General features: G+C 65.6%; 16 protein-coding genes. 13 read left to right on the forward strand and 3 right to left on the reverse strand.

Going from position 1 to position 18,628, the window contains the following annotated elements; genetic code table 11:
• Positions 1-55: 55 nt before the first annotated feature.
• A complete protein-coding gene (locus BJI67_RS03310; RefSeq protein ID WP_070071823.1) occupies positions 56-2,428 on the forward strand; it encodes a TonB-dependent receptor in 2,373 nt (790 codons plus the stop codon).
• Positions 2,429-2,473: 45 nt separating this feature from the next.
• Here BJI67_RS03310 and BJI67_RS03315 read toward each other — a convergent pair whose 3' ends face one another.
• The gene (locus BJI67_RS03315; protein ID WP_083250601.1) at positions 2,474-2,884 is read right to left on the reverse strand and encodes a hypothetical protein; all 411 of its coding nucleotides are present in this window, start codon (positions 2,882-2,884) and stop codon (positions 2,474-2,476) included.
• 474 nt (positions 2,885-3,358) lie between these two features.
• Between BJI67_RS03315 and BJI67_RS03320 the strand changes: the two genes are divergently transcribed.
• From BJI67_RS03320 to trxC, 9 genes are all read left to right on the forward strand, one after another.
• A complete protein-coding gene (locus BJI67_RS03320) occupies positions 3,359-3,814 on the forward strand; it encodes a bacteriohemerythrin (RefSeq protein ID WP_070071824.1) in 456 nt (151 codons plus the stop codon).
• Between the two features lie 838 nt (positions 3,815-4,652).
• Positions 4,653-6,575 carry a PrkA family serine protein kinase gene (locus BJI67_RS03325; RefSeq protein ID WP_070073919.1) on the forward strand — a complete coding sequence of 641 codons (1,923 nt, stop codon included), beginning with the start codon at positions 4,653-4,655 and terminating at the stop codon, positions 6,573-6,575.
• 13 nt (positions 6,576-6,588) lie between these two features.
• Positions 6,589-7,854 (forward strand): YeaH/YhbH family protein, encoded by a 1,266-nt coding sequence (locus BJI67_RS03330; protein WP_070071825.1) that lies wholly within the window; start codon positions 6,589-6,591, stop codon positions 7,852-7,854.
• Positions 7,851-9,356: a SpoVR family protein gene (locus tag BJI67_RS03335; protein ID WP_070071826.1), complete on the forward strand. Its 1,506-nt coding sequence runs from the start codon at positions 7,851-7,853 to the stop codon at positions 9,354-9,356. Before BJI67_RS03330 ends, BJI67_RS03335 begins: the two co-directional genes overlap by 4 nt.
• A gap of 28 nt (positions 9,357-9,384) precedes the next feature.
• Positions 9,385-10,020 carry a LysE family translocator gene (locus BJI67_RS03340; RefSeq protein WP_070071827.1) on the forward strand — a complete coding sequence of 212 codons (636 nt, stop codon included), beginning with the start codon at positions 9,385-9,387 and terminating at the stop codon, positions 10,018-10,020.
• A gap of 170 nt (positions 10,021-10,190) precedes the next feature.
• Positions 10,191-11,159, forward strand: a complete 969-nt coding sequence (locus tag BJI67_RS03345) for a DnaJ C-terminal domain-containing protein (protein WP_070071828.1) — start codon at positions 10,191-10,193, stop codon at positions 11,157-11,159.
• Positions 11,156-11,470: a chaperone modulator CbpM gene (locus BJI67_RS03350; RefSeq protein ID WP_070071829.1), complete on the forward strand. Its 315-nt coding sequence runs from the start codon at positions 11,156-11,158 to the stop codon at positions 11,468-11,470. Before BJI67_RS03345 ends, BJI67_RS03350 begins: the two co-directional genes overlap by 4 nt.
• 11 nt (positions 11,471-11,481) lie before the next feature.
• Positions 11,482-12,441, forward strand: coding sequence for a zinc metalloprotease HtpX (locus BJI67_RS03355; RefSeq protein WP_070071830.1), 960 nt, complete (start codon positions 11,482-11,484; stop codon positions 12,439-12,441).
• Between the two features lie 34 nt (positions 12,442-12,475).
• Positions 12,476-12,916, forward strand: a complete 441-nt coding sequence (gene trxC / locus BJI67_RS03360) for a thioredoxin TrxC (RefSeq protein WP_070071831.1) — start codon at positions 12,476-12,478, stop codon at positions 12,914-12,916.
• On the opposite strand, the gene BJI67_RS03365 is transcribed toward trxC, so the two are convergent.
• Both BJI67_RS03365 and BJI67_RS03370 read right to left on the reverse strand, forming a co-directional pair.
• Positions 12,913-13,425, reverse strand: a complete 513-nt coding sequence (locus tag BJI67_RS03365) for an Lrp/AsnC family transcriptional regulator (RefSeq protein ID WP_070071832.1) — start codon at positions 13,423-13,425, stop codon at positions 12,913-12,915. The genes trxC and BJI67_RS03365 overlap by 4 nt on opposite strands.
• A 40-nt stretch (positions 13,426-13,465) precedes the next feature.
• A complete protein-coding gene (locus BJI67_RS03370) occupies positions 13,466-14,494 on the reverse strand; it encodes a succinylglutamate desuccinylase/aspartoacylase domain-containing protein (protein WP_156782008.1) in 1,029 nt (342 codons plus the stop codon).
• Positions 14,495-14,656: 162 nt separating this feature from the next.
• On the opposite strand from BJI67_RS03370, the gene BJI67_RS03375 reads away from it, so the two are divergent.
• The 3 genes from BJI67_RS03375 to eutB are packed head-to-tail and all read left to right on the forward strand — an operon-like array spanning position 14,657 to position 18,627.
• Positions 14,657-16,192 (forward strand): NAD-dependent succinate-semialdehyde dehydrogenase, encoded by a 1,536-nt coding sequence (locus BJI67_RS03375; RefSeq protein ID WP_269449613.1) that lies wholly within the window; start codon positions 14,657-14,659, stop codon positions 16,190-16,192.
• Positions 16,193-16,214: 22 nt separating this feature from the next.
• The gene (locus BJI67_RS03380) at positions 16,215-17,651 is read left to right on the forward strand and encodes an aminotransferase (protein ID WP_070071835.1); all 1,437 of its coding nucleotides are present in this window, start codon (positions 16,215-16,217) and stop codon (positions 17,649-17,651) included.
• Entirely contained in the window at positions 17,641-18,627 is a 987-nt protein-coding gene (gene eutB, locus BJI67_RS03385; RefSeq protein WP_070071836.1) for a hydroxyectoine utilization dehydratase EutB, read from the forward strand. The genes BJI67_RS03380 and eutB overlap by 11 nt, the downstream gene beginning before the upstream one ends.
• Position 18,628 lies beyond the last annotated feature (1 nt).

Consider the following 18,628-nt stretch of genomic DNA (forward strand, 5'->3'; position numbering starts at 1 on the left):
CCCCTCGGACAGATCTCCCCGCGACTTTCAAGCCATGCAATGAGGTGAATACATAATGCTTCGTCAGTTTGTTGTGCGACCCCTGGTCGTAGCCTTGGCTGCGGCCAGTACGTATACGCTCGGTCCCGTTGCGTTTGCAGCGGATGCTCCGGCAAGTTCTGCCGCCACGACCAAGACTGCTCCCGGCGACATCAACGTGGGCAAGGTTTCCGCGACCGGCAAGGCGGCTTCCGAGCAGGTGGGGCAGGCCGGCGCATTCCTGCAGCCCAAGGCCGATTTCAAGTCGGGGCAGGCGCTCAAGGTGCTCGGCAAACACCAGCTGGCAGCAGCCGGTCCGGTGGGCGGCAGTGCGCAGGCATTGAGTTATGCGCCGGGCGTCAGCGTATCGGGTTACGGCGGTACCGGCGCGACGAAGAATTCGATCAGCGTGAACGGCATCAAACAGGGCTGGGGCGGTTTCGCCGGCGGCCAGATCGACGACGGCAGCCTTTCGGTGACCTTCGACGGTGTGCCGATGGTCGACCCCTCGACCGGCCTGTGGGAGAGTCCGCAGGTGCCGCAGTTGGATATGCTGCAGGGCATCGGCATTACCTACGGCCCCGGCAATCCGCTCGACCGCTGGTACAACAACATCGGCGGCCAGATCGCCTTCGTGCCGTTGCAGCCGACGCGCAAGCCCGGCGCCACGGTCAAGCTGACCTACGGCAGCTACAATGCGCGCAACCTGTTCGTGTCCGGCCGCACCGGCGAGATCGACGGCTGGTCGACTGTCGTCGCGGGCGGCGTCGGTTCGAGCAACAGCTACCGCAAGAGCCCGAACGGCTTCGAGAATCCGAGCTACAACTACGCCTGGTTCGCGAAGACGATCAAGAGCTTCGAGGGCGGCAACTTCTCCGTGGGCGCCTATCTCGCCAAGGGTTCCGGGTATCGTCCGGTGCCGATTCCGATCAATCCGATCGCCGGTGTGACCCTGGATGGGACGGCGAACAGCCCGCTGTACAGCCAGCAGACCTCGGGTTACTACTCGTCGATTCCCGGGAACGTGTGGAACAAGGAAGACAGCAACGAAACCTGGCTGCTGTACAGCAAGCTGAACGTGGCACTGGATCGCTCGACCACGGCGCACAACATGGTGTGGTACCGCTACGGGCATCGCTTCCATTTCCACTACAACAATTACGGCCTGAGCAATCCGAACAATCTCTACGAGTACAATAACCCGCGCGACGACGTGTACGGCGACAAGCTCTGGTTGAGCGTGAACCTGCCGTACAACGAAGTGAATTTCGGCGGTTTCTTTCTGGTCAGTCACTACAACTCCAGAAACGCCTTCTACAACCCCAATGCGCCGTATTACGGCTCCAATACCGTCCCCAACGCGCATTACCGCAGCGACTACTGGGATCAGACCGATATCGCCGCCTTCGTGCAGGACCGCATCAGCCCGACGGACAACGTGCACGTGACGCCCGGCGTGCGCCTGATCAAGTACTACACCAGCTACTATCCGGCCGCAGCCGGCGATTTCGCCCAGGCTTACGCCCTGTACCCGAACAACAATCAGGGGCAACTGCCGCCGGCGAAGAACGCCTTCGTGAAGGTCGAGCCATCGATCGACTTCAATTGGAAGGTGCAGCGTCACGTGGCGGTATTCGCGAACTACTCGACGGCGCACAAGGAGCCACAGGTTGGCGGCGGCGGCGGGCTCTATCAGTCCACGCCACCGGTCTACAACCTGGAGAAGAGCACGGACTACAACGTCGGTGTGAAGGTCCATGTGAAGCATGCAGCCTATCTGCACGACTTCATGTTCACCGCCGAGTACTACCATCTGCACTACGCCAACCAGTACATCCCGCTGTACGACGCCAACGGCAACTATCTGGGCGACGCGAACGGTGATTCCACCTATGACGGCGCCAATCTGGCGGTGGTGGACAAGCCGCTACAGAACACCGAGGCGTTCGCCAACCTGAACGTCGAACGGGCGGTGTTCACGCAGTACGTGACCGGTGGCGTGAGCTACAACGGCCTGCCGGTGTCCAACGTGCCAGACACCACGTTCAACGTCGGCGGCAACTACAGCGCCTACGTGGCCGGCGGGGTGCTGACGCCGAAGGTGTGGTACCAGTACACCGGTTCGCAGGCGATCTTCAACGACAACACGGGCGCACCCAGCCGTCAGAAGCTGGCTGGCTATGGCACATTCAACCTGGGCTTGAGCTACACCATCCCGACCGCGGGCAACAGCCTGGGTCTGAAGGACGTCAAGCTCGCCGTCGACGTGCTCAACGTGGCCGATACCCGCTACAACGAGTTCGAATACGTCACCGGCGGCGGGTTGCTGGGCGGCAATTCCGCCGGGCAGCTGCTGGTGCTGCCGGGTGCGCCGACGACGGTGTACAGCAGCATCACCGCCAACTTCTAGGCATCAAGGCTGGTCCCTTGCCCGCCCCGGTCACGGGGCGGGTTTTCAGCGCCCGGGCAGGTCGACCTCGATGGACTTGCCGCCATACCCGTAGCGCTGGTCGCGTGCCTGAATCACCACCCGGCGGACGCCGGCAGGTATTTCCACGCCATACAGATCGCGGGTGAAGGGTTGCTCCTCGGCATGATCGTGCAGCAGCTTGCGTTCCCCGTAGCGTTCTCCGTCCAGCCCGGACACCCGGAAGCCGTCCGCATAGCGGGCCGGGGTGTCGTAAGGGGACGAAATCGTCACATCGAAATCGAAGCGGTTCTCGCCGCGCGGGGTTATCTCGGCACTGAGCACGTCGGGAAAGCGCTGCTCCTCTCCCCCGGTCTCTCCGGGCACGGCGGTCATGGCTCCGAGACCAAAGGTCAGGGTCGCGAGCAGTTGCAGCCCGGTACGATATCCACGGATCATGTTGATTCCTTTAGGGAACGGCGTTTGCCGTCGAGTCGAATGCGCCGGTCGGGCCCGGTTGAAAGAGATCTTACCATCGACGTTTCTTTTTGGCGTGCGAGGTAGCCGCGCGCGGCGATTTTGATTTGTATTGATTGAAGTCAATAACATGCATTATTGCCTGCCCCCATGACTTGCGTAGCGGGTAGGTCGTACGTAATTTCCACACTAACTGCAGCAAAATACCCGCTCGAACTTAAAATCGGATTATGCGTCCTTACGGTCTCTCTTATTCCGTCTCGGGCGTGTTGTCGCCCGATACCCGCCCCTAAATCCATAGCCATAAGCGAATGGTTCGCTGGCGGAGTGCTGTAGGGAAAACTCCATAAATACAAATGATTGAGCACCGAAAGCATGCGCGTAATCGGTTCGGATGCTTGTTCGCCGGGATATGGGTGGGGAGCGTGATTAGAACGATTTCAGGAGATCAGTTACATGACCATCAGGTGGACCGACGATTTGAATACCGGAATCGACGTTATCGACAAGCAGCACATGAGAATCGTGGAGTACATCAACGAACTTGAGAGCATACATGGGAGCCAGAATCGCGAAGCCGTGGGCAGGATACTGGATGACTTGATGGACTATACGCTGTCCCATTTCGCATTCGAGGAAAGTCTGCAGGAAGAGGCCGGGTATGAGTTTTCCAAACCGCACAAAAAGGTACACGAGTTGTTTGCGCGACGCGTGGGGCAGTATCTGAGCCGATATCGCATGGGTGACGACGTGGCGGGCGAAATCCACGGCCTGCTACGAACCTGGTTGATTAGCCATATCAAGCATGATGACGCGGATTACGTTGCAGCGGTAAAGGACAATATGAACGCAATCATCGGCGAAAAGCAGCGGCAGAAATCAGATGGGTGGCTGAGGCGTTTCTTCAGGTAGGCGACGGGTCATGTGAATGTTCGTTGTCGACACGGGAGTTCAGTTATGCCCCACATGAAGCATGTAAGCGCTGGATGGGGCAGAGTTGCCTTCATAAATCGATGATTGCGAAAAAGGATCGCCGGAATGCTGGTCGGAATACGATTCTGAATAGGGCGGATCACGTTGTTACCGTATAGGAAAAACTTAATAACTAATTGTCTATAAAGATATTTTCTGGTTGTTGTCGGGTGCGCCTGTGCTATGTGGCGAGTAGAATGGCATGGCATGACATACCGTATGTCCCATCTCACAGAGGGTTCTCGGCTCGTCTGGTCTCGGGTTCGTCTTGATATCGCCCTGATTTGTCATGGCGACGGTATGTTTTGGTGCGGAGTTGGTCGGGGTTTTTGGTATTTTCGCACCAAATCGGTGCATTCCGTGAGCGGTGCGGCATGGGCCATGGCGCAGATTTTTCTCTGCCTGATGCTGCTATTTGGCGCGACTTGCACTAGGTTTAGATTGAGTGGGGGGCCCCGCTATGGTGCAGATGCGGGGCATGACGGCGGTAGCCGCAGACTGTCCGGGAAATTGCTGGAATTCCCGGGCAAGGAGGTCCGGGATAGTGAAGGTCCGGCAATCTGCCGGTTGCGTCTATTCCCGGCGGTTGCGGGGCATGTCCGTCGTGCCGGGCAGCGTGTCCGGGGCATCCCAATGGCATTGCAATTGCATCGTTTACCAGTGAAGGCGTCCTCTGTTGACCCGTGCCGATAAATAACATCGACAACAAATGGGCGGGGACAAACCTCAGATGGAACGTCCGTATCTGAAACGGTGGGTTTCGAGAGAGGGTATGTCCATGACCATATTCAACCGCTATCAATCGCGATACGCGGAAAGCCGCGAAGAGGAGTTGACCCTCCAGGAATATCTGGAGTTGTGCAAGAAGGACCCTACCGTTTACGCCACGGCGGCAGAACGCATGCTGATGGCAATCGGCGAGCCGGAACTGGTGGATACGCGCCATGACGCTCGGCTGAGCCGAATCTTCTCCAACAAGATCATCAAGATCTATCCGGCGTTCCGCGAGTTCTACGGCATGGAGGAGACGATCGAGCAGATCGTCGCCTACTTCCGCCACGCGGCCCAGGGCCTGGAAGAAAAGAAACAGATTCTGTACCTGCTCGGCCCGGTCGGCGGCGGCAAGTCCTCGCTCGCCGAAAAGCTCAAGTCGCTGATGGAGAAGATCAGCTTCTATGCGATCAAGGGCTCGCCGGTCAACGAATCGCCGCTCGGGCTGTTCTCGCCCGCCGAGGACGGCGCGATCCTCGAAGAGGATTACGGCATCCCGCAGCGCTACCTCAAGGGCATCATGTCGCCGTGGGCGGTCAAGCGCCTGCACGAGTACGGCGGCGACATCTCGAAGTTCAAGGTCGTCAAGCTCAAACCCTCGGTGCTGCAGCAGATCGGCATCGCCAAGACGGAGCCGGGCGACGAGAACAATCAGGACATCTCCTCGCTGGTCGGCAAGGTCGATATCCGCATGCTGGAGCAGTTTTCCCAGGACGACCCTGATGCCTATTCCTTCTCCGGCGGCCTGTGTCTGGCCAATCAGGGCCTGCTCGAATTCGTCGAGATGTTCAAGGCGCCGATCAAGGTGCTGCACCCATTGCTGACCGCCACCCAGGAAGGCAACTACATGGGTACGGAAGGACTGTCGGCGATCCCCTTCGACGGCATCATTCTTGCGCACTCGAACGAGTCCGAGTGGCAGTCCTTCAAGAACAACCGCAACAACGAGGCGTTCCTGGACCGCATCTACATCGTCAAGGTGCCCTACTGCCTGCGCGTTTCCGAAGAGGTGAAAATCTACGAGAAACTGCTCAAGAACAGTTCCCTGTCGCATGCCATCTGTGCGCCGCATACGCTGGAAATGATGGCCCAGTTTGCCGTGCTGTCGCGGCTCAAGGAGCCGGAAAATTCGAATATCTATTCGAAGATGCGGGTATTCGACGGGCAGAATCTCAAGGACACCGATCCCAAGGCCAAGTCGTATCAGGAATATCGCGAGTATGGCGGCGTCGACGAGGGCATGACCGGCCTGTCCACGCGTTTCGCCTTCAAGATCCTGTCGCGGGTATTCAATTACGACCACCAGGAGGTTGCCGCGAACCCGGTGCACCTGCTGCATGTGCTGGAACAGCAGATCGAGCAGGAGCAGTTCCCGCCCGAGGTGCACGACGCCTATATCTCCTACCTCAAGGAATATCTCGCGCCGCGCTATGCGGAATTCATCGGCAAGGAAATCCAGACCGCTTACCTGGAGTCGTATTCCGAGTACGGCCAGAATATTTTCGACCGTTACGTCACCTATGCGGATTACTGGATCCAGGACGAGGAATACCGAGATCCCGACACCGGCGAAATTCTGGACCGCGCGTCGCTCAACGGCGAACTGGAAAAGATCGAGAAGCCGGCCGGCATCAGCAATCCCAAGGACTTCCGCAACGAGATCGTCAATTTCGTGCTGCGCGCGCGGGCCAACAACCATGGCAAGAACCCGGCCTGGACCAGCTACGAGAAGTTGCGCGAGGTGATCGAGAAGAAGATGTTTTCGAGTACCGAGGAGTTGCTGCCGGTCATCTCCTTCAACGCCAAGGCCTCGGCGGAGGATCAGCGCAAGCACCAGGACTTCATCGACCGCATGGTGAAGAAGGGCTACACCGAGAAGCAGGTGCGCCTGCTCGCCGAATGGTATCTGCGCGTCCGCAAGGCTTCGTGAGGTTCACGTCCCTATGAGTCAGCTCATCGACAGGAGGCTCAACGGCCGCAACAAGAGCGCGGTCAATCGGCAGCGCTTCATCCGGCGCTACAAGAGCCAGATCAAGCAGGCGGTGAGCGAGGCGCTGGCCGGGCGCAGCATCACCGATGTCGACAAGGGAGAGAAGATCAGCATCCCCAGCAAGGACATCTCCGAACCCGTGTTCCAGCATGGCGGCGCAGGCCGGCGCGAGGCGGTACATCCCGGCAACCACGACTTCGTGACGGGAGATCGAGTCAAGCGCCCGCCTTCGGGTTCGGGCAGCGGCGGCAGCAGCGCCAGTGAGGACGGCTGCGGCGAGGACGATTTCGTGTTCAACCTCTCGCATGAGGAGTTCCTGGAATTCTTCTTCGAGGACCTGGCACTGCCCGATCTGGTCAAGACGCAGCTGGCCAAAATCGAGGACTTCAAGTCGGTGCGCGCCGGCTACACGCCGAGCGGCGTACCCTCGAACATCGACGTGGTGCGTTCCCTGCGCGGCGCCGTGGCCCGGCGCATGGCGCTGGGCGGCGGGGTTCGCCGTCGGCTGCGCGAGGCGGAGGCGGCCCTGGAGGCCTTGCTGGCCGATGGCGACGACGCGGACGAGGCGTCGGTGCTGGCGCTGCGCGAGGAGATCGAGGCGCTCAGGCAGCGGCTCGACCGGATACCCTTCATCGACACCTTCGACCTGCGCTTCCGCAATCGGGTCAAGGAGCCGAAACCGGCCTCGCAGGCGGTGATGTTCTGCCTGATGGACGTGTCCGGGTCGATGGACGCGGCACGCAAGGACATCGCCAAGCGCTTCTTCATCCTGCTGTACCTCTTCCTCACGCGGCATTACGAGCACATCGAGGTGGTGTTCATCCGCCATCACACGACGGCGCTCGAAGTCGACGAACACGACTTTTTCTACGCCCGCGAGACCGGTGGCACAGTGGTCTCGAGCGCGCTCGAACTGAGCTACGACATCATCCGTTCGCGCTATCCCACCTCCGACTGGAACATCTACGCGGCGCAGGCCTCCGACGGCGACAACTGGACCGACGACTCGCCGCTGTGCCGGAATCTGCTGATCGAGAAAATCCTGCCCTGCCTGCAGTACTACGCTTATGTGGAGATCGAGGCGGAAAAACCGCAGAACCTGTGGATGGAATACGAAAAGGTGCAGGCCGCCTGCGCGAATTTCGCCATGCAGCGGATTCGCACGCTGCAGGACATCTACCCCGTGTTCCGCGAATTGTTCAGGAAGCAGACTGTATGAAGCGCAACAAGCCGCTGTCCGAGGGATCGGAATGGGATTTCGAGCTGATCCAGCGCTACGATGCCGAGATCGCGCGCGTCGCGGCGCACTACGGGCTGGATACCTACCCGAACCAGATCGAAATCATCAGCGCCGAGCAGATGATGGATGCCTACTCGTCGTCCGGCATGCCCGTCGGCTACAACTACTGGTCCTATGGCAAGCAGTTCATCGCCGTGGAGCAGCGCTACAAGCGGGGCCAGATGGGGCTGGCCTACGAAATCGTGATCAATTCCGATCCCTGCATCGCCTACCTCATGGAGGAAAACACCATGATGATGCAGGCGCTGGTGATCGCGCACGCCAGCTACGGACACAACTCCTTTTTCAAGAACAACTACCTGTTCCGCACCTGGACCGACGCCGACGCGATCATCGACTACCTGCTCTTCGCCAAGCACTACATCGCCGAATGCGAATCGCGCTACGGTGAGGAGGCGGTCGAACTGCTGCTCGATTCCTGCCATGCGCTGATGAACTACGGCGTCGACCGCTACAAGCGCCCCACGCGCCTGTCCGCGCAGCGCGAGCGCGAGCGCCAGCAGGAACGCGAGGCCTACCGCCAGTCGCTGATCAACGACCTGTGGCGCACCATCCCCACGCCGCCGGGCGGCGCAGGACGCGACGAGCGCGTCGCGCGCTTCCCCGGAGAACCGCAGGAAAACCTGCTGTACTTCATCGAAAAGAATGCCCCGCTGCTGGAGCCCTGGCAGCGCGAGATCGTGCGCATCGTGCGCAAGATCGCGCAGTACTTCTTCCCGCAGCGCCAGACCCAGGTGATGAACGAGGGCTGGGCGACGTTCTGGCACTACACCATCATCAACCACCTGTACGACGAAGGGCTGATCAACGACGGCTTCATGCTGGAATTCATGCAGTCGCACACCAACGTGGTGTTCCAGCCCGGCTTCGACGACCCGCGCTACAGCGGCATCAACCCCTATGCGCTGGGCTTTGCGATGATGAGCGACATTCGCCGCATCTGCGAGCACCCCACGGACGAGGACCGTTACTGGTTTCCCGAACTGGCCGGGTCCGACTGGGTCAAGTCGCTGGATTTCGCGATGCGCAACTTCAAGGACGAGAGCTTCATCGTGCAGTACCTCTCGCCCAAGGTCATCCGCGATCTGAAGCTGTTTTCCGTGCTGGACGACGACGAGCGCGAGAACCTCGAGATCTCGGCGATCCACGACGAAGCCGGGTACCGCTACGTGCGCGACGCCCTGGCCGAGCAATACAACCTCGGCAGCCGCGAACCCGACATCCAGATCTACGACGTCGACCGTCGCGGCGACCGTTCGCTCACCCTGCGCCACACCCGGCACAACCGGCGCGAACTGGGCGAGTCGACCGACGAGGTGCTGCGCCACCTGGCACGGCTGTGGGGTTTCGACGTGCGCCTGGAGACGGTGTTCGAGGACGGCAGCGTGGAAATCACCCACGAATGCCTCGTCGAACCCTGAGCGCGGCTCCAGGCCGAGTGGCCATGCGATGACGGGGGCCGCGCCGATCCATCTGCTCGGTTTCGGGCTGGTCAGCCTCGCGATGGTGCTGACCCCGGGGCCGAACATGATCTATCTGCTGTCGCGCACCCTCTGCCAGGGACGCCGTGCGGGACTGGTGTCGCTGGCCGGCGTGGCCACCGGCTTCGTCTGCTACATGTTGTGCGCCGCGCTCGGCATCACCGCGCTGCTGCTGGTGATGCCCTACGCCTACGATGCCCTGCGCGCGGCCGGCGCGGCCTACCTGCTGTTGTTGGCCTGGCAGGCGGTACGCCCCGGCGGGCGCTCGCCGTTCGAGTTGCGCGCCCTGCCGATCGCTAGAGGCCGTCGGCTGTATTTGTCAGCACTATTGACGGCTCTGCTCAATCCCAAGGCCGCCGTGCTTTATCTCTCGCTGCTGCCGCAATTCATGACCCCGCATGGCGATGTATTCCTGCAGTCGATCGAACTCGGCACGACGCAGATCCTGGTGAGTCTCACCGTCAACGGGCTGATCGTCATCGCCGCCGGCAGCGTCGCCGTCTTCCTGACGCGTCGGCCCGCCTGGGTGCTGATGCAGCGCTGGCTGATGGGGGTGGTGCTTCTGGGGCTTGCCGCGCGTCTGGCCTTCGACCGTCCGCGGTAAAGCACCGCGGCACCCTTGATCCTGCCCGCAGGCGACGGAATATTCCCCGGAGAAGGCGTGCCGAGGCGAATTCCCGTAGCGCAACTTGATCCCGGTCGTCACGCATTGCCTTGCGATCTTCCATACTTTCCCGGAACGCGCCGGCTGCGGCGAGGCGAGGGTGACGCACCATGGAGTTCAAGGATTACTACCGGCTGCTGGACGTGGCGCGCGACGCGACGCAGGACGAGATCAAGCGCGCCTACCGCAAACTGGCGCGAAAATACCATCCGGACGTGAGCAAGGAGGCGGATGCCGAAGAGCGCTTCAAGGAGGTCAACGAGGCCTACGAAGTGCTCAAGGATCCCGAGAAACGCGCCGCCTACGACCAGCTGGGCGCCAACTGGAAGGCCGGGCAGGACTTCCGGCCGCCGCCGGACTGGAACCAGGGCTTCGAATACCACGACATGAATCCCGAGGACGCGGCGCAGTTCAGCGATTTCTTCGAGAGCCTGTTCGGCGGCGGTTTTGCCGGCGGCCATGCCCGCCGTGCGCGCGGAGGCGCACATGGGGCGCACTTTCATGCCCGCGGCGAGGACGCGCACGCCCGCGTCGCCATCGCGCTGGAGGACGCCTACCGCGGCGCCACGCGCAGCCTCGCGCTCAAGCACACCGAACTCGGCGCCGACGGCCGCCCGCATCTGGTCGAGCGCACCCTGAACGTACGCATCCCCAAGGGCGTGCGCGAGGGTCAGATGATTCGCCTGAGCGGCCAGGGCGGGCCAGGCATCGGCGGCGGCGCTGCCGGCGACCTGTATCTCGAGGTCACCTTCGAGCCGCACGGCCTGTACCGCGTCGAGGGCCGCGACGTCTATCTTTCGCTGCCGGTCGCCCCCTGGGAGGCGGCGCTCGGCGCCAGCGTCGAGGCGCCGACGCCGGACGGGCGGGTGGATCTGAAGATTCCGCCGAACTCGGCGGGCGGGCGCCGGCTGCGTCTGCGCGGGCGCGGGATTCCCGGCGACCCGCCGGGCGATCTCTACGTGGTCCTGAGCATCGCACTGCCGCCCGCCGACACCGAGGCCGCGCGCGAGGCCTATCGTGCCTGCGCCCGCAGCATGCCCTTCGATCCCCGCGCCGATCTCACGGGAGGACGCCCATGAGCCGAGACATACCGACGCCGCTCAGCGGCGATCTGCTGGCCGACGAGTTCGAGCTGACCCTGCAGGAGCTGTGCGCCGTCTGCCGGGTGCCGGTCGAGCGCATCGTGGAACTGGCGGAGGAGGGGGCGGTGGTGCCGCTGGGACGCGACGTCGGGAGCTGGCGTTTTCGGGCCGTCGCCGTCTACCGCGTGCGCAGCGCATTGCGCCTGCAGCGCGATCTCGGCGTGAATGCGGCCGGTGCCGCGCTGGCGCTGGAGCTGCTCGACGAGATCGGGTGCCTGCGCGCACGGCTGGGTCCGGCCGCGGATTGAGGTTCTCGCTGGTGACGCCCTCCGCCCTGCCTCCCGCCGCACGGCGCCATGCCTGGCGCAATGCGCTGCAGAGCATGCTGCTGCTGGCGTTCATCGCCGTCTTCCTGACTCTGCTGGGCTGGATGCTGTGGGGGCCGGCCGGCCTGGGTCTCCTGATCGGCCTGCTCGTGCTGCCGTTCGTGTCGGGCATGTCGTCCGCGCAGGCCATGGCGCGCTTCGGCGCCGTGCCGATCCCGCCGGAACGCGCACCGGAGCTGTGGTCGATGCTCGACGAGCTGAGCGCGCGCGCCGGACTACCGCGGCGTCCGGTCCTCTACTATCTGCCGAGTCCGGCCGCCAACGCCTTTACCGTCGGCGGCCGCGGCGCCGCCGCGGTGGCGCTGACCGACGGCCTGCTCAGGCGGCTCGCGCCGCGCGAGCTGGCCGGGGTGCTGGCACACGAGATCGGACATATCCACAGCGGCGACCTGCGGGTGATGGCGATCGCGGACCTGATGAGCCGGGCCATCGCCCTGTGCGCGCAGATCGGGGTCCTGCTGGCCCTGTTCAGCCTGCCGCTGATGCTGTTCGGCCACGTGGCGCTCAATCCCCTCGCCCTGGGGCTGCTCATCTTCGCGCCGTATCCGGCGGCGTTGGCTCAGCTCGCGCTGTCGCGCACGCGCGAATACGACGCGGACCGTTTCGCCGTCGGCCTGACCGGGGATCCCGAGGGTCTTGCTTCCGCGCTGGCCAAGCTGGACGAGGGGCGGCAGGGCTGGCTCGCGCGCATCCTGCTGCCCGGCTATCGGCGCGAGCCCGCGCTGCTGCGCTCGCACCCGTCGAGCGCGCGGCGCATCGCGCGTCTGGCCGAATACCGCCCGGTGCCCGCGCGTTCGACACCCTGGCGGCATGGCGAGGCCGGTTTCGCCGTCGGCGCAGGGCATGGTCGCGGTGCGGTGTCGCCGCGTCGCTGGGGCACGTTCCGATGGTGAGCGTTTTTCGACAACCCGACAGTGAGGTCGTCCCGTGAGTGATTCATTGCACATCGTGTGTCCGCATTGCGATGCGGTCAATCGCATCCCCGCCGTCCGCCTGGCCGACGGCCCCGGCTGCGGCAACTGCCATCGCCCGCTGTTCACCGGCGAGCCGCTGCCGCTGACCGCCGAGCGTTTCCACAAGCACGTCGCGCGCAGCGACATTCCCCTGCTGGTCGATTTCTGGGCGCCATGGTGCGGTCCCTGCCGGATGATGGCGCCTTACTTCGCCGAGGCGGCGGCGCAGCTCGAACCGCACGTGCGCCTGGTTAAGGTCGACACCGAGGCGGAGCCGGCGCTGGGGGCGCAGTTCTCGATCCGCAGCATCCCCACGCTGGCGCTGTTCAAGGGCGGTCGCGAGGCGGCGCGTCAGGCGGGCGCCATGGGTACGGCCGACATCGTGCGCTGGGCACGGGCGAACGGCGGCGCCTAGCCGGGCTCCGGGTCATCGCGCCGGCGGTTGTCCCAGAAGCGTTCGAGCGGGAATGCGCGGTCCTGCTTGACGGTGCGCGTGACCACGTAGGTGAAGTAGCGCTCCACGCCCATGCCGTCCTCCAGCCAGCCGTCGATGAAGCGCTGGTAGGCGACGATATCGGCGGCCACGACCAGCAGCAGATAGTCGAAGCCGCCGGCGACCGCGTAGCAGGACAGTACCTCCGGGCGTTGCGCCACCGCGCCTTCGAAGCGCGCGAAATCCTCCGCGCGATGGCGGGTGAGCGTGACCTCGACCAGGAAGTGGGCGACGTCGAGCAGTTCGTCGATCGCCACCTCGGCATGGTAGCCGCGTACCAGACCCTCGCGTTCGAGCCGGCGCAACCGCTCCCAGCAGGGGGTGGGCGAGAGGTGGATGGCCTCGGCCAGGCGCAGCTTGGACATCCGCCCGTCGCGCTGCAGCGCCGTCAGAATGGCGAGGTCGTAACGGTCCAGTCGCGCGCGCCTCATCGCGAACCGCCTCGTTTCCGTCTGCCGTGGCGGGCGGCCCTCATGCGCCGTGTCCGCCGTCGCGGCCGACCACGGCCAGCGTGTCGCCGCGCGCCACGCCGCCGCGGGCCGCACGGCACACCAGCACGCCGTCGGCCGGTGCGTGCAGCGGCAGGGGGGGCGCCAGCGGGGTGTCGATGTCGTACAGCCGGGCGACGATCTGTCCCGCGGCGACCGGATCGCCGACCTCGATCAGCGGTTCGAGCAGGCCGCCGCGCAGCGCCATCACGTAGCCGTCTTCGGGCACCTCGAGAAAGCGCGTCGGCGCGGACGCCGGTGGGGCAGCGTCGAGCATGCCGAGGGCGGCGAGGCAGCGCAGCAGCCCGGCATGGGCCAGCGCCACAGTGGCGGGGGTGACGCCGCCGCCACCGCCCAGCTCGGTCGACAGGAAGGGCAGGCCCATGGCCTCGACCGCGCTGTCCAGCTCGCCGGCGCTGTCCAGCTCGGTGAGCACCTGGGTGAAGGGGGCGGCGAAGGCCTCGGCCAGGGCGCGCGTCGCCGCGCGCTGCGCCGGATCGGCCAGCTCGTGGATGACCGCGCTGGGCGCAAAGCGCAGGGTGCTGCCCCCGGAATGGATGTCGATCACCGCATCGGCCTGCGGCAGCAGCCGCGTGTGGACCCAGTGGGCGATGGCGGCCGTGGGGCCGCCGTCCGCGCGTCCGGGGAAGCTGCGGTTCATGTTGGCGCCGTCAAGCGGCGACAGCCGCCGGCCCGCCTGGAGCGCGGGATAGCAGAGCGCCGGCAGGGCGACGATGCGCCCGCGCAGCGAGGAGGCGTCCAGGCCCTGCAGCAGGCGCAGGATGCCGAGCGGGCCTTCGTACTCGTCGCCGTGGCTGGCGCCGGTGAGCACCAGGGTCGGCCCCGGTCCGCCCATGCAGGCGACGATCGGCGTCAGCAGACGCCCCCAGGCGGAGGCGTCGGTGGACAGGGGCAGATGCAGATTGCCGGCGCGCAGGCCGGGCGAGTCCAGGTCGATGTCGCAGTGCACGCGGCTGGTGTCGTCCATGAATTCCTCCCGTAAGGTTCCCAAGAAACCGCGATGCAGCCGGCGAGTCAAGCGCCGGCGTCCTTCAGGGGGTGGACGCACTGCCGCGAAGCGGTCCGTTTCGAGGGCCGAGGTCAGGCAAGACTCTCTGCGCAGCGGGGCCGTTTAAGGCCACGGTATCGCCCGGGGCGCGCCCATACTGTGACCATGGGCGCGGCGTGTGTCGTTGCCCGAACCCCCACGACCTCAGCAACGGAGGGCGACATCATGGCCGAAGCCGCCATCAACCGCGAATTCGATACACGCCTCGCCGATCCCGAACTCTGGAGCGAGCGCGACTGGGTCGCGGGCGAATGGGTCGCCGAGGGCGGCCGCATCCCGGTCGTCGATCCCGCCACCGGCGATATTCTGGGTCACGTGCCCGCGGCCGGCCCCGCAACGATGCGCCGCGCCATCGACGCGGCCGCCGCGGCGCTGCCCGCCTGGGCGGCGCTGACCCCGGACGAGCGTGCCGAGCGTCTGCTGGCCTGGTACGAGGGCATGCGCGGCCACCGCGAGGATCTCGCGCGCATCATGACGCTGGAGGAGGGCAAACCGCTGGCCGAGGCGCGCGGCGAGATCGACTACGCCGCCAGCTTCGTCCGCTGGTTCGCCGAGGAAGGACGCCGGACCAGTGGCGAGACCATCCCCAGCCATCTGCCCGGGCGCCGCCTGAGCACCGTGCGCCGGCCGGTGGGGGTCACCGCTGCGATCACGCCCTGGAACTTTCCCTCGGCGATGGTCACGCGCAAGGCCGCCGCCGCCCTCGCCGCGGGCTGCCCGATGATCGTGCGCCCAGCGAGCGAAACGCCGTTCTCGGCGCTGGCGCTGGCGCGTCTGGCCGAGCGCGCCGGGATTCCCGGCGGCGTGTTCCAGGTCGTCACCGGTGACGGGCGCACGCTCGCCGCCGAGCTGATGCGCGACGTGCGTGTGCGCGCGCTCAGCTTCACCGGCTCCACCGAGGTCGGCAAGGCGCTGATCCGCCAGTCGGCGGACACGGTCAAGCGCCTCACCCTCGAACTCGGCGGCAACGCGCCGTTCGTGGTGTTCGACGACGTCGATCTGGATGCCGCCGTCGCGGGCGCGCTCGCCGCCAAGTTCCAGACCTCCGGCGAGGATTGCCTGGCGGCCAACCGCATCCTGGTGCAGCGGCCGCTCTACGCACGCTTCCTCGAACGCTTCGCCGCCGCCACGGCACGCCTGCGCGTCGGTCACGGCCTGGCCGAGGATACCGAGATCGGCCCGCTGATCGACGAACGTGCGGTGGCCAAGGCGGCGGCCCACGTGGCCGATGCGCGCCGGCTCGGCGCCCGCGTGCTGGCCGGCGGCGAGGCCCTCGGCGGCCATTTCTATGCGCCGACCGTGCTCGCCGACGTCACCCCGGAGATGGCCGTGTTCCGCGAGGAGACCTTCTCGCCGGTCGCCGCGGTGATGCCCTTCGACGACGAGGCCGAGGCGATCCGCCTCGCCAACGACACCGAATACGGCCTGGTCGCCTACTGCTATACGCGCGACCTCGCCCGTGCCGCCCGCGTCGGCGATGCGCTCGACTACGGCATGCTGGCGGTCAACTGCGTCAAGCTGACCGGCCCGCCGATCCCCTTCGGCGGCGTCAAGCAGTCCGGCCAGGGGCGTGAGGGCTCGCGCCACGGCCTCGACGAATACAGCGAAATTCACTACACCTGCCTCGCCCTGCCGGCGTGAGGCCAAGCCACAGGAGAATCGCATGAGCCAGGAAGCCATCACCCCACGAGACAGCGCCGGCCTGGCCGAGCTGGAAGCCGCCGACCGCGCCTATGTGCTGCACCCATCCACCCAGCTCAAGGCGCACGCCCAGGGCCTTTCGGGCGGCCCGCAGATCATCACCGGCGGGCAAGGCGCGACCATCCGCGACGCCCACGGCAATGAATACCTCGACGGCTTCGCCGGGCTGTACTGCGTGAACATCGGCTACGGCCGCACCGAGGTGGCCGAGGCCATCGCACGGCAGGCGCACGAGCTGGCCTACTACCACAGCTACGCCGGGTATTCGAACGAGCCGCTGATCGAGCTGTCCGAGCGCCTGATCCGCATGGCGCCGGCGGGCATGAGCCGGGTGTACTACGGCCTTTCCGGCTCCGACGCCAACGAAACCCAGATCAAGCTGGTCTGGTACTACAACAACATCCTCGGCCGCACCACCAAGAAGAAGATCATCTCGCGCCACCGCGCGTATCACGGTTCCGGCGTGATGACCGGCAGCCTGACCGGTCTGCCCGTGTTCCATCAGGCTTTTGATCTGCCGATGCCGCAGATCCGGCATACGCTCACCCCGCATTACTATCGTCGCGAGGATGCCGGCATGAGCGAGCGGGAGTTCTCGCAGTACTGCGCCGACGAGCTGGAACGCATGATTCTGGAGGAAGGGCCGGACACGGTCGCTGCCTTCATCGGCGAACCGGTGCTCGGCACCGGCGGCATCATCCCGCCGCCCGAGGGCTACTGGGAGGCGATCCAGGCGGTGCTGCGCCGCTACGACATCCTGCTGATCGCCGACGAGGTGATCACCGGCTTCGGCCGCCTGGGCACGACCTTCGGCAGCGAGAAGTACGGCATCGAGCCCGACCTGATGACCCTGGCCAAGGGCCTGACCAGCGCCTACGCGCCGCTGTCCGCGGTGATGGTCGGCGAGCGCGTGTGGCGCGTGCTGGAAGAGGGCGCCGATCGCCTCGGCGCGCTGGGCCACGGCTGGACCTATTCCGGCCATCCGCTGGGCACCGCCGCCGCGCTGGCCAACCTCGACATTATCGAGCGCGAGGGGCTGGTCGAACGGGCGCGCACCACCGGCGACTACCTGCTGGCCGGCCTGCGCGAGGCGCTGGCCGATTCGCCCATCGTCGGCGAGGTGCGCGGCGCGGGCATGCTGGCCGCGGTCGAGTTCGCCCGCGATCCGGCGGCGCGGCTGCCCTTCGCGCCCAAGCACAAGGTCGGTGTGCGCATCTACGAGGCCTGCCGTGCGCGCGGCGTGCTCGCCCGCGCCATGCCGCACGGCGACATCCTCGGCTTCGCGCCGCCGTTGGTGCTTACCCGCGCCGAGGCGGACCGCATCGCCGAAACCGCGCGCGAGGCGGTGGCCGCCGTGGCCGACGAGCTCGTGGGGCAGGGCGCGCTGAGTGGCGGCTGAGGTCGGCGCGCCGACCCCGGCCGACGTCTACCGCGCCCGCGCCCGCATCGCCGGGCGCGTGGCGCGCACGCCGCTGCTGTCCTCGCCGCGTCTGGCGCGCGCCTGCGGCGCCGACTCGGTGTCGCTCAAGCTGGAGATGCTGCAGCCCAGCGGCGCCTTCAAGCTGCGTGGGGCGACGCATGCGCTGCTCGCGCTGGCGCCCGAGACCCGCACCCGCGGCGTGGTGACCGCCTCCACCGGCAACCACGGCCGCGCGCTGGCCTGGGCCGCGCGCGCCGAGGGCGTCGCCTGCACCGTCTGTCTGTCCGCTCTGGTGCCCGCCAACAAGGTCGCGGCGGTGCGCGAACTGGGCGCCGAGGTGGTGCTGGCCGGCGACGACCAGGATGCCGCGGTGGCCGAGGCCCTGCGCCTCGCCGAGACGCGGGGCCTTGGCTATATCCCGCCCTTCGATCACCCCGATGTGATCGCGGGGCAGGGCACCCTAGGCCTGGAACTGCTGGAGGATGCGCCCGATCTCGACACTCTGCTGGTGCCGCTGTCCGGGGGCGGGCTGCTTGCCGGGGTGGCGTTGGCGGTGAAGGCGGTCAAGCCGGACGTGCATGTCGTCGGCATCAGCCCGCAGCGGGGTGCGGCGATGATCGAGAGCCTGCGTGCCGGGCGTCCGGTCGAGGTCGCCGAGGAAACGACGCTGGCCGACAGCCTGGGTGGCGGCATCGGCCTCGACAACCGCTACAGCTTCGCCCTGGTGCGCGCGTTGGCGGACACGGTCGTCCAGGTTTCCGAGGCGGAAATCGCCGCCGCGATGCGCGAGCTTTATCGTCACGAGCGCCTGGTGACGGAAGGGGCGGCCGCGGTGGGCGTGGCACTGCTGGCGCGCGGCGAGGTGCCCGGCGGCGGTCGCCGCGCGGTCGTCCTCGTCACCGGCAACAATGTCGACATGGACCGGTTCACCCGACTCATCTGCGAACGAGACTGAC

It is taken from the genome of Acidihalobacter aeolianus, assembly GCF_001753165.1.
Lineage (GTDB): Bacteria > Pseudomonadota > Gammaproteobacteria > DSM-5130 > Acidihalobacteraceae > Acidihalobacter > Acidihalobacter aeolianus.